Annotated in this window: 11 protein-coding genes and 1 pseudogene; 6 read left to right on the forward strand and 6 right to left on the reverse strand. The window is 62.1% G+C overall.

All coding sequences use genetic code 11. The features are described from left to right. The first annotated feature begins 63 nt into the window (after positions 1–63). A protein-coding gene (locus tag ACZ2G3_RS11375) for an IS3 family transposase (protein ID WP_470396088.1) occupies positions 64–1,207 on the forward strand; the annotation gives its coding sequence in 2 pieces (ribosomal slippage) (positions 64–320 and positions 319–1,207; 1,146 coding nt in all). A gap of 160 nt (positions 1,208–1,367) precedes the next feature. On the opposite strand, the gene ACZ2G3_RS11380 is transcribed toward ACZ2G3_RS11375, so the two are convergent. Beyond that, entirely contained in the window at positions 1,368–2,378 is a 1,011-nt protein-coding gene (locus ACZ2G3_RS11380) for an integrase core domain-containing protein (RefSeq protein ID WP_470396090.1), read from the reverse strand. Between the two features lie 717 nt (positions 2,379–3,095). Then, positions 3,096–3,845, reverse strand: coding sequence for an SDR family oxidoreductase (locus ACZ2G3_RS11385; protein WP_470396092.1), 750 nt, complete (start codon positions 3,843–3,845; stop codon positions 3,096–3,098). A gap of 485 nt (positions 3,846–4,330) precedes the next feature. Between ACZ2G3_RS11385 and ACZ2G3_RS11390 the strand changes: the two genes are divergently transcribed. Then, on the forward strand, positions 4,331–5,563 hold the full coding sequence (locus ACZ2G3_RS11390; RefSeq protein WP_470396094.1) for a serine hydrolase domain-containing protein: 1,233 nt from the start codon (positions 4,331–4,333) through the stop codon (positions 5,561–5,563). Between the two features lie 115 nt (positions 5,564–5,678). On the opposite strand, the gene ACZ2G3_RS11395 is transcribed toward ACZ2G3_RS11390, so the two are convergent. After that, positions 5,679–5,936 carry a hypothetical protein gene (locus ACZ2G3_RS11395; RefSeq protein ID WP_470396096.1) on the reverse strand — a complete coding sequence of 86 codons (258 nt, stop codon included), beginning with the start codon at positions 5,934–5,936 and terminating at the stop codon, positions 5,679–5,681. A 275-nt stretch (positions 5,937–6,211) separates the two neighbouring features. Here ACZ2G3_RS11395 and ACZ2G3_RS11400 point away from each other — a divergent pair, with 275 nt between their 5' ends. The 4 genes and pseudogenes from ACZ2G3_RS11400 to choX all read left to right on the forward strand — a co-directional run bounded on the left by ACZ2G3_RS11400 (position 6,212) and on the right by choX (position 9,921). Next, on the forward strand, positions 6,212–6,928 hold the full coding sequence (locus tag ACZ2G3_RS11400) for a M48 family metallopeptidase (RefSeq protein WP_470396098.1): 717 nt from the start codon (positions 6,212–6,214) through the stop codon (positions 6,926–6,928). Between the two features lie 70 nt (positions 6,929–6,998). Next, positions 6,999–7,765, forward strand: a protein-coding gene (locus ACZ2G3_RS11405) for an IS5 family transposase (protein WP_470396099.1) whose coding sequence is annotated in 2 segments (ribosomal slippage) — positions 6,999–7,344 and positions 7,344–7,765 — 768 coding nt in all. Because the reading frame shifts where the segments join, the coding sequence is not laid out codon by codon here. A gap of 133 nt (positions 7,766–7,898) precedes the next feature. Beyond that, a pseudogene (locus ACZ2G3_RS11410) lies at positions 7,899–8,579 on the forward strand (TerC family protein). A gap of 403 nt (positions 8,580–8,982) precedes the next feature. Then, the gene (gene choX / locus ACZ2G3_RS11415) at positions 8,983–9,921 is read left to right on the forward strand and encodes a choline ABC transporter substrate-binding protein (RefSeq protein WP_470396100.1); all 939 of its coding nucleotides are present in this window, start codon (positions 8,983–8,985) and stop codon (positions 9,919–9,921) included. On the opposite strand, the gene ACZ2G3_RS11420 is transcribed toward choX, so the two are convergent. The 3 genes from ACZ2G3_RS11420 to bcoG are packed head-to-tail and all read right to left on the reverse strand — an operon-like array spanning position 9,889 to position 13,256. After that, positions 9,889–10,875: a GlxA family transcriptional regulator gene (locus ACZ2G3_RS11420; RefSeq protein WP_470396102.1), complete on the reverse strand. Its 987-nt coding sequence runs from the start codon at positions 10,873–10,875 to the stop codon at positions 9,889–9,891. The genes choX and ACZ2G3_RS11420 overlap by 33 nt on opposite strands. Before the next feature lie 42 nt (positions 10,876–10,917). Continuing rightward, the gene (locus ACZ2G3_RS11425) at positions 10,918–12,336 is read right to left on the reverse strand and encodes a carnitine 3-dehydrogenase (protein ID WP_470396104.1); all 1,419 of its coding nucleotides are present in this window, start codon (positions 12,334–12,336) and stop codon (positions 10,918–10,920) included. Beyond that, positions 12,333–13,256, reverse strand: a complete 924-nt coding sequence (gene bcoG / locus ACZ2G3_RS11430) for a 3-dehydrocarnitine:acetyl-CoA trimethylamine transferase BcoG (protein WP_470396105.1) — start codon at positions 13,254–13,256, stop codon at positions 12,333–12,335. The genes ACZ2G3_RS11425 and bcoG overlap by 4 nt, the downstream gene beginning before the upstream one ends. Between the last annotated feature and the right edge of the window lie 67 nt (positions 13,257–13,323).

Below are 13,323 nucleotides of genomic sequence, written 5' to 3' on the forward strand. Positions count from 1 at the left end.
TCGGACAGTGACGGAAGCTACGATCTGACGTCTGCTGGTCTCCAAGATCGAGGAGATCAGGACATGAAGAAACGCAGGAACCATGACGCGGGATTCAAGGCCCGTGTTGCGCTGGAAGCCTTGAAGGGCGAGCGCACGGTGTCTGAGTTGGCCGCCGAATATGGCGTGCATCCGACGATGATCCATCAGTGGAAGAAGTCTCTGCTCGATGGTGCTGCTGACATCTTCGAGCGGGGCGGCAAGACGGCTCCCTCTGTTGATGAGGACACGGTGCGGACCCTGCATGCCAAGATCGGGGAGCTGGCTGTGGCTAATGATTTTTGTCACGAAAGCTCAAGCCTTGGACCGGCAAGTGAGGCGTGGCATGATTGAGAAGAACCACCCGAGCCTGTCGGTCGGGGCGCAGTGCCGTCTTCTGTCGATCTCGCGGTCGTCGTTCTACTACGACCTGATGGGCGAGACGGCCATGAACCTGGACCTCATGATAGTGATCGACAAGCAGTTCCTCGAAACCCCGTTCTACGGCGTCCGGCAGATGACGTGGCACTTGCAGAACGAGGGGCACGGCGTGAACTACAAGCGCATCCGGCGACTGATGCGGCTCATGCGCCTGATGCCGATCTACCAGAAGCCCGATACCAGCAAGCCCGGGAAGGGCCACAAGACCTACCCCTATCTGCTGGGTGGGCTACGCGTGGAGCGGCCCAACCAAGTCTGGTGCGCCGACATCACCTACATCCCGATGCGCCGCGGCTTTCTCTATCTGGTGGCTGTCATGGACTGGTTCACCCGGAAAGTTCTGGCCTGGCGCATCTCGAATACCCTGGAAGCCGACTTCTGCGTCGAGGCCCTGAACGAGGCGATCCACAAGTTCGGCCCACCCGAGATCATGAACTCCGATCAGGGATCGCAGTTCACGTCCTTCGCCTGGACCGACCGCCTGAAACGGGTCGGCACCCGGATCTCAATGGATGGAAAGGGCCGGTGCATCGACAACATCTTCATCGAACGCCTCTGGCGGTCCTTGAAGTATGAATGCGTCTACCTGCACGCTTGGGAGACCGGCTCTAAGGCCAAGGCTGGCATCGGGGCCTGGATCACCTTCTACAACCACCAGCGGCCTCACGCCGCCCATGGCGGTCAACCACCCGCCGTGGTCTACTTCAACACCATCGAAACCGATCAGCAGGTGCAGGCAGTAGCTTAAATCAGCCGGAAATCTGTCCAAGAGTTGGGGAGTAGCTCAGAAGCGGACATAGAGAAGATAGCCTTCGAAGGGCGGCGATGGGCTCCTCGCGTCGAGCTGCAGGTTGGCTAGCGCACCCCGTATAGTGCAGCTAATGAGCGGCTGCTTGAGCCGCTAGCTGCTAGCTGTCACATCCCGCGTGATTATACGGCCGCTTCTTGAAGAGGTCCGGCCTTTGCCTTTGCCAGTCCTTGAGCGCGTTGATGGGCGTTTGCCCCTTCAACACTGATTGCGGGAGCTGGCCGTTGTAGAGCCGGACATATCGAAGAATAGTCTGTTCAAGATCCTCGCCGCTGCGGAAGCGGTGGCTTTGCAGGACGTCCTCAATCCGGCCGTTGAAGCGTTCGACCATGCCATTGGTTTGCGGATGCATCGGTGGGGCCAGGCGATGCTCGATGCCAAGGTCGGCGCAGAGGCGGTCGAAATCGTGGTTGCCGGTCGCGGCCCGGCGGCGAAGGCCGAACAGGCGATCGGTGAACTCCTTGCCGCTCGCCATCGGGCTCGGACCGGTGGCGCCTTCGATGGCTCGCTCGGTCAGCACGCGGGTGATCGTCATCGGCGCGGCGCGCTCCAGATCCCGGAGGAAGCGACGGGCGTTGGCGGCAGACTTGGCCGGGTAGATGCGCACGAAGACCCATCGCGTGGCGCGGTCGATTGCGACGAACAGATACCGGCGGCGGTTCTCGTCGGCCATCTGCGGCAGGTATTTCACGTCAACATGGAGATAACCCGGCTCGTAGGCCTTGAAGGGCTTGTGCGCAGGCCGTGGCGCCCGGGGCTGCAACGCGCGCAGGTTGCCCACGCCATGCCGGCGCAGGCAGCGGTCCAGGCCAGAGCGTGAGACGTGAGGGTTCAGGAACTCCTTGACCACCGACAGCAGGTCGTCCAGCGGCAGCAGCAGGGACTTGCGCAGCGCCACCGCCACAGCTTCCTGTGCCGGCGTGAGCGTTGTCTGAAGCCTGTGCGCCGTATGGCTCCGGTCATGGACGCTGTCGCGATTTCGCCACTTCCATACGGTCTGCTCGGAGATGCCGAAGCGCTCCGCCACCATCCAGGCCGGTTCCGTGCTCGCCTGGATTGCGGCCCTTATCCTTGGTGTCGTCGTTGCCTGCTTGTGAAGAGAGATCAGCATCCTCGCCTCCCGTCCCGAACCTCGCCAAGGATAGATCTTGCTACGAAGAGCGCGGTCCGGCGAGGATCTATGTGATGATCAGGGATCAGACAGCTAGCATGCCGCCGCACCTGCATCCGTCGGCTCTCCGCCCTTTTCGTCGCTGCTGGCTTGTACCCTCCCCTGTCCCGAAGCGGGCTAGTAGTTCCCCAGCAGGCGCAAGCGCAGGCTGAAGGCGCCTCCGCTCGGAGTTGACCGCTCCTGCTATCTGCCGAAGGCGCTCTGAGCGGATAGGGTTCGACTGCAGATCCGTCAGCCTTAGAAGGCCCTCAGAACCAAACCGACACAGGTCTCGAAAAATATACAACCAAATCAATGGCAAATAAGCTGTTCACCGTTTTGGCTCAGTCATCAGCTCTGGAGAAACAAGGTCGTTGGAGACGAAACTGAAGCTTCCCTGCATCGCGGCTGGTGAACAGCTTTACCTGTATAACCCAGCAGAATAACGCAGAAATTCGGCCGACGCCGGACGTAGAGACTAGTTTGTCTAGGGCATTTGGCGGAGCGAGAGTCCTCCAGCTGCGCGCATTTTGTAATGTAAACGTCTGAATACGTTAATTTATTACATCCAGCGCATTGCAGAATGTATAGCAATTTGTATAGCAAATTTATGCGCTGAAATGGTGGGCGCAATGCTGCCTTGCAGCTGCTTCCTGCTCGCGCAAAAGGGTAAATCGGCTATGAAATGAGGCCAATGCGACGGCGAACGGCCTCTTCCCTGAGAGATACCTCTGCTCCTAGAAAGCGGTCTCCTTCAGGGCCGCACAGCCATACGAGCGCCCTCGCCGGCCATTCCGGCGGAATATGCACCGACCAATCCAGTTGGCTGACCGGGTTCATGCCGCTGGTCCGAATTGCTGACTGCATGTCAGTCGCCACGGTGCCAGGTGAGAGACTGATTGCCCGAATGCCGTCCGCTCGAGCCTCGTGATCCAGTGCGCGAGTCAGCATCCAGGCGCCAGCCTTGCTGGCGCAATATGCGCTCCAACCCTCCTGTGGCACATGGGCGGCGCCAGACCCCACCGTCAGGATAGTTCCGCCGCCACTTGCACGCATCAAAGGCAGCACTGCGCGCATCCCGTGGAAGACGCCCTTCAGGTTGATGTCAATCGCCTCTCCCCAAGCCTCGGGATCGGCAGATCCAATATCGACAATCGGTCCAATGACTCCTGCATTGTTCACAAGGATGTCGAGCCGCCCGGCATGTTCATGAAGCTTGGAAACAGCGCGCTCCATATCGGCAGCTCGAGCGACGTCTCCGGACAAGGCGATGCCGCCAATCTCGTCCGCAAGCGTGCTGATCGCCGCTGCACTACGCGCCATGAGACCTACCAATGCGCCCGCTTCGGCGAACGCTCGCGCCGTGGCGGCGCCAATGCCACGACGTGCGCCGGTGACGAGGACAACTTTGCCTTCGAGATTTACCACAATGCACCCTGCGTTGCTGTTGAACCGAACTTGGCTTTCACCCTAACGGACCATCTGTCCCTAGGGACAGAGGTAGCATCCATAGATATTGGGCCGAAGCGACCTTGGTCATGATCGAGCCGGAGCAGATTGAGACAATATCCTGGCTAAATGTCGCCGGACCGGCGGACGAGAGCCGGGTCATGGCGCGCGTGGTCACGACTTGATCCATTCTCAGGGCCGTCATTGGCCCCGTTGCCGTTCTTCGTAGGGCTATGGACGGGGTTGGTTTTGTTCGCAACCCGATCGTGCCGCCTCGCCGGTTCCTCCATGAGACGGTCAAGGATGGCTCTATGCTCCATGCAGTCCGAATGCCCCCCTCGTGCCCACCCAAGATGCAAGCCCGCCTGTTGGACTCACGTCTCGAATACATGTTGCTGCAGTGAAGCCCTTGCGCCTCTGCACGAACTGTCGTCCCATGGGTTGAACAGAAGGAGGAGGACGGCATGACCCCGAGCCCGATGTATCGCACGCACATCCTGCTGACCTTGGGCAGTCTCTGCCTGGCCTTTCCGGGCCTCGCGGCTGCGCAGGACTATCCGCATGCGGAGGAGCCCATCGGCACCGTCGAGGATGTCTATAATGGCCATCTGACGCCCGATCTCGCGGTCAGCACCTTCCGCAACATCGACCGCCTCTTCCCCACCCGGACCATCCCGGCCAGCGAGAACCCAAGCGACCTGCCGCAGGCGCCCGTCGATCTGCCGGGCATGGTGAGCTATCAGGTCGGGGACGCGACCTACGACCTCTATGACTTCCTGTCGCTGGACAACGTCACCGGGATGATCGTCCTGAAGGACGGCAAGGTGGTCTACGAGACCTATCAGCGCGGCAACACGCCCGAGACGCGCTGGATGTCGATGTCGGTGGCCAAATCCATCACCTCCACCCTGGTGGGCGCCGCGATCGTCGATGGCCACATCGGCGGCCTGGACGACATGGTCGTCGATTATGTCCCGGCGCTGGCCGGCAGCGCCTATGACGGGGTCAGCATCCGCGACATCCTGCTGATGGCCTCGGGCGTGGAATGGAACGAGACCTATACCGATCCGCAGTCCGACCGCCGTGACCTGCTGCGCGCGCAGATCGAACAGCGCCCCGGTGCCGCCATGGAGGTGATGGCCGCCCTGCCCCGCGCCCATGAGCCCGGCACGCATCACACCTATTCCACCGGCGAAACGCAGGTTCTGGGCGAGGTGGTTCACGGCGCAGTCGGCATGCCGCTGGCGGACTATCTGGCCCAGAAGATCTGGCAGCCCTACGGGATGGAAGCCGATGCGAACTGGTGGCTGGACAGCCCCGACGGGGTCGAGATCGGCGGCAGCGGCCTGTCGGCCACCCTGCGGGACTTCGCGCGCTTCGGGCAGTTCTTCCTGGACGGCGGGATGATCGACGGCGAGGCCATCCTGCCCGAGGGCTGGACGGAAACTGCCGGGCAACCGCAGGAGCTAAGCGACGGGGAGACGATCGAGTATGGCTACATGTGGTGGCCGGGCTGGACCGAGCCGTCCATCGCCGACGGTGCCTTTGCCGCGATCGGCATCCAGGGGCAGAACATCTACATCAACCCGACGCGGAACGTCGTGATCGCCACACACATGGCACAACCCAAGCCCGTGGGCCGGGAGCCTGTCGATCCGCTGGTCGTGTTCGACGCAATTGCTGCGGCGCTGGACTGACGACTCCTTTTGCAGATAGTCGCTTACCAGAGCCCCTGAACAATGTGCTGCGCCAACGCGACGTAATGAAAATGCCGCGCCTGGAGGGCGCGGCATTGATAGGGCACTCGGATGCCTAGACGTCGTTTTCGGTGACGCCATCCTTGTCGACATAGATGATCGGCCCGCGCGCGAGGAGCCATAGGCCTGCAGCCAAGAGCGCCACCCCGATCGGAAGATAAATCGCAGTCAGCCTGCTGAAGATCCAGTTGTCATCCGACAGGCGGTAGAGCCCAGCGCCGAAAAACATCGCTCCGATGATCAGCAGGTTCTGCACCATAGATCGCCAGCGCAGGATCCGGATCAGCCTGACGTCTCTTACCAATTCAACCATTTCATTCACCTCTCGTTGCTTCTTCGACCTTTTTAGATCGCAGCAGCCAAAAGGTCGCGTGGAGAACAAGGTGCCAATTTCGTTTCCGCCAGGGACCTGCCCCAACAGACAAACTATGATCCGCTGAGCATTATCTCGGAGCGGATCGATCTAAGCGGAAATCTCTTGGCAGGAGGCAGTAGAACAAGCTGGAACATCATGAAAACCAGCGCGTTCGGTGACGGCTGAAGAAAGAGGGCCATCCGATGTGCCGCTGCCCGATCAATCGCCGCACCATGCTGAAGTTTTCCGGAGCGAGTGCTTTATTCCCGCTCGCGGGCTGTGATGAGATTGATCTGGTATCCGATGAGACGGTCGAGGCGATGGGGCTGCAAGCCTGGGCGGACATCCGGCAGGCAACTCCATTAGCGGCAGACGCCGCAGCGCAGGCGGCGTTGAACGAGGTAACAGGGCAGTTGCTGAGCGCTTCTGGCGAGGCAGCTGACGACTGGGAAGTGCTGGTCTTCCAAGGCTCCGAGATCAACGCCTTCGCCCTGCCTAGGCGAAAGATCGGCGTATACGAAGGAATGTTCAATATAGTGGCGAATAAGGATCAGTTGGCCGCCATTGTCAGCCACGAAATAGGCCACCTTCAGGCAGAGCACAGCCAGGAACGGATGAACGCGCAGGTGGCACAGGGCTGGGGGATGCGGGCACTGTCGTGGATCCTGAAGACAGGCGAGGTGCAATACGCAGCCGAGATTGCCGCCGCACTCGGTGTCGGGATCGAATATGGGCTGGTTCTGCCCTATTCGCGCCGTCAGGAACTGGAGGCCGACCGTCTGGGACTGATCACCATGGCAGGAGCTGGTTTCCAACCAGCCGAGGCCGTCACACTCTGGCAGCGGATGGACATGGCATTGGCTGGGCGCGCGCCTGAGTTTCTCGCGACGCATCCAGCGCCGCAGTCGCGCATCGTGGCAATCAAGGCCATGCTTCCAGAATTTCAATAACGCTTCTGCCTAGGGTCAGTCCCCATAAATTTCGCTTGCACACCAGCATGTTGACTTATTCACGCCTGCCATGACCCAGAGAAACACAAGATTCTTCTGGCTGAGCATGCGGCAGATGCGGCGCATCCAGCCCTTCTTTCCCAAGGTCCGAGGGCGCGCCCGATCCGACGATTGCAAGGTGCTGAGCGGCATCATCTACGTCAAGCACTACGGTCTTCGCTGGCAAGATGCTCCCGCAGTCTACGGCCCCTACAAAACCTTGTATAACCGCTTCGCCCGCTGGTCACGGATGGGCATCTTCGCGAGGATATTTCAGGAACTGGCGCGGCCAGGCGTTCAAGGAGATACCCTGATGATGGACAGCACATTCCTGAAGGCGCACCGCACTGCGGCCAGTCTTCGAAAAAAGGGGATCGTCCGCGGGCGATCGGACGCACGAAAGGCGGCCTGAACTCCAAGCTGCACATGCTCAGCGACGGTAAGGGCCGGCCGCTGAACTTCTTCCTCTCCCCAAGTCAGATGGCCGACAGTCGGGGCGCACTTGTGCTGTTGCGCCATCTGCCGCCAGCCAAGCATTTCCTGGGCGACAAGGCGTATGATGCCGATTGGCTGCGCGATGGTCTCGAAGACCGTGGCATCCGCCCCTGCATCCCACCTCGGAAGAAGCGCAAGAAACCGGCCAGATACAACAAGCGCCTCTACCGGAAGCGATACCGCATCGAGAATGCCTTCGGTCGCCTGAAGGACTGGCGCGGCATTGCTACTCGTTACGAGAGATGCGGAGACATCTTCCTCAGCGCCATCATCCTCGCAGCCATCGTCATATTTTGGCTCTGATGTTTATGGGGACAGACCCTAAGGCGCCTAAGTCGAGGCAAAAGGCGCAACGAAGGGAAACGCTCAAATGGATTATCTGCTCGCACTCGTCGCCGATCCAACAGCCCGGCTCGCGCTTGTCACGCTCATCACGATGGAGGTTGTTCTCGGGATCGACAACCTGATCTTTATCTCTATCTTGACCAACAAGCTGCCCGAAGGCCAGCGCAGCCGCGCCCGCCGGATCGGCATCGGGGGCGCGCTGGTGCTCCGGCTTGGTCTGCTCGGCACTGTGGCGGCAATTGTTCAGCTGACTGAACCGGTGATCACGATCATGGGGAAAGGGTTCTCCTAGCGCGAAATGATTCTAGTTGCAGGTGGCGTCTTCCTCGTCTGGAAGGCAATAAAGGAGATCCATCACAACATGGATGCGGACCATGGGCCGGACATGTTCGACAAGGGGGCTACACTCGGGGTCGCCGCCGCCATTGGTCAGATCCTGCTCCTCGACCTGGTCTTCTCGATTGATAGCATCATCACGGCTGTGGGGATGACCGACCATATTCCGATTATGATCGTCGCCGTTCTTGTCACAGTTGGCGTGATGCTGCTGGCGGCCGATCCGTTGGCCAACTTCATTCAGGCCAATCCGACGGTGGTGATGCTAGCCCTCGGGTTTCTGCTGCTGATCGGCACCACGTTGATTGCCGAAGGGTTTGGCGCGCATCTTCCCAAGGGCTACATCTATGCTGCGATGGCTTTCTCGGCGCTCGTGGAGGTTCTGAACCTGTTGTCTCGCCGGACCAAGCGGCGCAGGGCCGGCACCAGTCACTGATCCCGGCCCGGCTACCCGACATGGGCCGCGGGCTTTGTTGCGGCATATGAGGTTACTTGCCTAGAACGGCGCTGACGCTCCTGACGGGAGGAACTTCCGGCCAGGAGCCGCCATTGACAGCTTTTCCTGCCCGGCCGTTCTGATGGTGCTTTGGCAGATCCGGCCCCAGTGCCGGTATCGTATGACAACTGGTCGACGCTCTGGTTACGTAGCCGCTCCATTTTCACCCGATAGCAACGACTGGTAAGCTTAGAGGGCGAGCTTCGCCAGCTGTCAGCCCTCATCATGAATCAGCCAGTCTTCGCGCAGCGGGACAAGTTTGCTTCGCGCTGTGCTAAGCGAGGTGAAAAGGATGCTCTACTCTTACAGCATCTGCGGCCAGTCCCTATCGGAGGAAAAAAGAATGAATCGCACGATCGTTTTTGCGGCTCTCGCGTCGGCTGCATCGTTGTCACCCGTTCATGCAGCCGAGCCCGAGGCGTGCCGGGCGCCAAGCTTTTCCGATGTCGGCTGGACGGACATCACTGCAACGACCAGTGCCACGGCAATCGTTCTGGAAGCACTTGGATACACGCCGGACATCCAGATCCTGTCGGTAGCGGTGACGTTCGAATCGCTGAAACAAGGCGACACGGACATCTTCCTGGGTAATTGGATGCCCTTGCAGGAGCCGCAGCAAAAGCCTCTGGTCGATGCCGGAGAGATCGAGGTGATCCGCCCCAATCTGGAAGGCGCTCTGATCGGCTTTGCCGTGCCCAAGGTGACCTATGATGCGGGGCTGAAGACCTATGCCGACATCGCCGCGTTCCGAGATCAGCTGGGCGGGCAAATCTACGGCATCGAGGCCGGCAGCAGCGCCAACACCACGATCCTGAGGATGATTGAGGATGACAGCTTTGGCTTGGGCGAGTTCGAACTGGTCGAGTCCAGCGAGCAGGGGATGCTGGCGCAGGTGCAGCGCGCGATCGGGTCCAAAGACCCGATCCTGTTCTTTGGCTGGCGGCCCCACCCGATGAACGTGCGTTATGATCTGGAATACCTGACGGATGGCGACGACACGTTTGGCCCTAACGACGGCGAAGCGACGGTGCTGACCAACACCCGTAAGGGTCTGTCCGCCGACTGCCCCAACTTGGGCGCCTTTCTGGCCAATCTGGCCTTCACGGTCGAGGCGGAGGATATCATGATGTCCTATATCCTCGACGAAGGCCTGGAGCCCCGCGACGCGGCCACGCGCTGGCTGACGGAAAACCCCGCCGTGCTGGACGGCTGGCTGGAAGGTGTCACGACCTTTGACGGCCAGCCGGGACTAGCCGCCGTGACGAACGCCCTGGATCTTTGATCCGCGTCGGGCAGCCGTCGGCGGCTGCCCGAACCGCCGTCGGAAGGCGCGCGACAGGGAGGCGATGGACGAAAATCCAGTGCGCACGGCGATGTCAGCCATAGACAGGTTGGTATCCGCGACCAGCCTGCGAGCCGATTGCAGGCGCAGTGCAAGGTAATAGGCGGCAGGCGAGGTCTGGACCACATCGCGGAAAAGACCCTCCAGCGTGCGGGTCGAACATCCTATCCGACCGGCGATCTCACGGATCGACAGCGGGTTGTCCAAGTGCTGTTCCATGATCGCGACGACCCGGGCCAGCCGCCGGTCCAGATGGCTGTTGCGGCCAAGCGAGACAAGGGGCTGCGCGTCTGTCGGCAGGTGGACCTCGTCATAGACATAGACGCTGGCGACGTTGAGCGCTGAGCTTGTCCCCTGCCGCGCCCGGATCAGGGCCAGCATGAAATCCAGTGCCGGGGCGGCACCCCCCGTTGTGAAAACGGGCCCGTCCACCACCCACCGGTCCGGGATCACGCGGATCTGCGGAAAGCGGGCTGCAAAATCCTCCAGATCCTCCCAATGGGTCGTGGCGCGGCGCTGATCCAGCAGCCCGACCATGGCCAGCACCCAGCTGCCGGCCTCGATGCCGCCAACTATGCGAGCGCGCCGCGCGGCCTGGCGCAGGGTTGCCAACAGCGCGGGTGTCGCGTGATGAACGACATTGAAGGCGGCGACCACGATCAGCAGGTCACAGTCGCCCTGGGCTGCCAGCGGACCATCGACCTGCAGGGCCAGCCCACAGCTTGTGCGGACGGGCGCCCCGTCGATCGACACGACCCGCCAGCGATACGGCACCTGCCCCGAGATGCGGTTGGCCGCGCGCATCGGGTCCAGCGTCGCTGCAATGCTCATCAGCGACGCGTCGGGCAGGATCAGGATCGTCGCCGTCAGAGGCTGATCGGATTGCTGGAACACCATTCGCGGCTCAGTCCCGCACCATCCGGTCCGGTGCCGATATCAAGGCCGCTGCCCGACAAACCTGCCCGCCCCCTCGGGGGCAGGCATCCCGGCATGGCGGGCAACCCATTCCGACAGGCGTGCCGCCACCGCCGGATCCGGGTCCGAAGTGCGCCGGGTGGACAGGTCGGTGTGCAGCAGCATCGTCTCGACCGTGGCGGCCAGAACGTCGTCGCGCCAAAGGCGGTTGAACAGATGCAACCGCTTTCCCGCGCCCGCCAGCACCTGAGAGGTGACCGTCAGGCGATCGCCCGCATGCACCTCGTTCAGGTGGCGGACATGGTTTTCGACGGTGAAATAGCTGCGGCCAGACGCGATGTAATCCGCATTGGCCCCGATCATCTGCATGAAGCGGTCGGTCGCCAGCGATGCGGCCTCCAGGTAATGCGTCTCGTTCATGTGGCCGTTATAGTCGGTCCAGCTGACGGGAACCTGCCGTGTGACCGTGACAGGCAGGCCGTCCCGGTCCTCCGGATCAGGCAAGGCGGCCTCGTGGGCCGTGACGACGCCCCCCGCGCCGCTGCCGGTGCGGCGCAGAGCGCGGATCATCGCAACCACATTGTCGTCGCGCAGGCGTTCCAGCTGCCGGATGGACAGGTGGCTCGATTGCGCATCGGATTGCGTGGCAATCAGATCGACCAGTTCATCGTTGAAGTCCGGCACGTCCATCAGCTTGGTCCAGGGCCAGGACAGGGCCGGGCCGAACTGGGCCATGAAATGGGCCATGCCGGCTTCTCCGCCGGCGATGCGATAGGTCTCGAAAAGGCCCATCTGCGCCCAGCGGATACCAAAGCCCATGCGGATCGCGTCGTCGATCTCGGCGGTGGTGGCGATGCCGTCCTTGACCAGCCACAGGGCCTCGCGCCAGACGGCCTCCAGCAGGCGGTCGGCGATATGGGCGTCGATCTCGTGGCGGACCGTCAGGGGATACATGCCGATGCCGCGCAGGATGTCCGCCGCCCGCGCGCAAGTGTCCTCATCGCCCACCAGCTCGACCAGCGGCAGCAGATAGACCGGGTTGAACGGGTGGGCGACGATGGCCCTTGTGCCCGCCGTGTTTAGTTCGGATGGCTTGAAGCCCGAGGTGGAGGACCCGATGATCGCTTGCGGCCCCGCCGCCTCCGCGATCACCGGCAGGATGCGGTGCTTGACCTCCAGCACCTCAGGAACGCTTTCCTGCACCCAGTCCGCGCCGGCGACCGCCGATGCCAGATCGGAATGGAAGGTCAGGCGCCCTTCGGGGGGCAAGGCGCGATCATAAAGCGCAGGCAGCGCCCGGCGAGCATTGTCCAGCACCGCGGTGATCTTGCGTTCTGCTTGCGGGTCGGGGTCCGCAACCGCGACGTCCCAGCCGTTTAGCAGGAACCGCGCGGCCCACCCGCCGCCGATCACGCCGCCGCCGACGATCGCGGCCTTCATGCCGCCACCCCGGTGGGCGCGCGCTTGACCAGCCCCAGTCGTTCCCGAACGGCCTGCGGGCCGATGATGCGGGCGCCCATGTTCTCGGTGATCGTGACCGCGCGTTCGACCAGTTGGGCGTTGGTGGCCAGCTGTCCCTTACCCAGCCACAGGTTATCTTCCAGCCCGACGCGGATGTTGCCGCCCGCCAGCACGGCGGCGGCGACATAAGGCATCTGATCGCGCCCCAGGCTGAACGCCGACCAGCACCAGTCCGGGGGCACCGCGTTCACCATCGCCAGAAAGGTGTTCAGGTCATTGGGCGCCCCCCACGGCACCCCCATGCAAAGCTGCACCAGCGCCGGGCCCGTCAGTGTGCCTTCGGCGACCAGCTGCTTGGCGAACCATAGGTGGCCGGTATCGAAGGCCTCGATCTCTGGTTTGACGCCCAGGGCGGTCATCATCGCTCCCATCGCGCGCAGCATGCCGGGCGTGTTGGTCATGACGTAGTCGGCCTCGGCAAAGTTCATCGTGCCGCAGTCGAGGGTGCAGATCTCGGGCAGGCATCCGGCGATGTGGGCCATCCGTTCTGTCGCGCCGATCATGTCGGTGGCCTGCGCGTTGACGGGAAACGGCGCCTCGGTCGGGCCGAAGACGATGTCCCCGCCCATGCCCGCCGTCAGGTTGAGGACAACATCCAAATCGGCGTCGCGGATGCGGTCGGTAACTTCGCGATACAGGTCCAGTCGGCGCGACGGTGCGCCCGTGTCGGGGTCGCGCACGTGACAATGGACGATCGCCGCGCCCGCCCTGGCCGCCGCGATGGCGCTGTCCGCGATCTGGCGCGGGCTGCGCGGCACATGGGGCGAACGGTCTTGGGTCGCGCCCGATCCGGTCACTGCGCAGGTGATGAAAACATCCTTGGTCATAGCAAGCGGCATGGCGGGCTCCTGTTCCGTTGGTCCCAAGGCTAAGCCTTTCACCGCGCCATGCCTTGTCCTAAACTGT

The sequence above is a fragment of the Paracoccus sp. KKT209 genome (genome assembly GCF_055635455.1).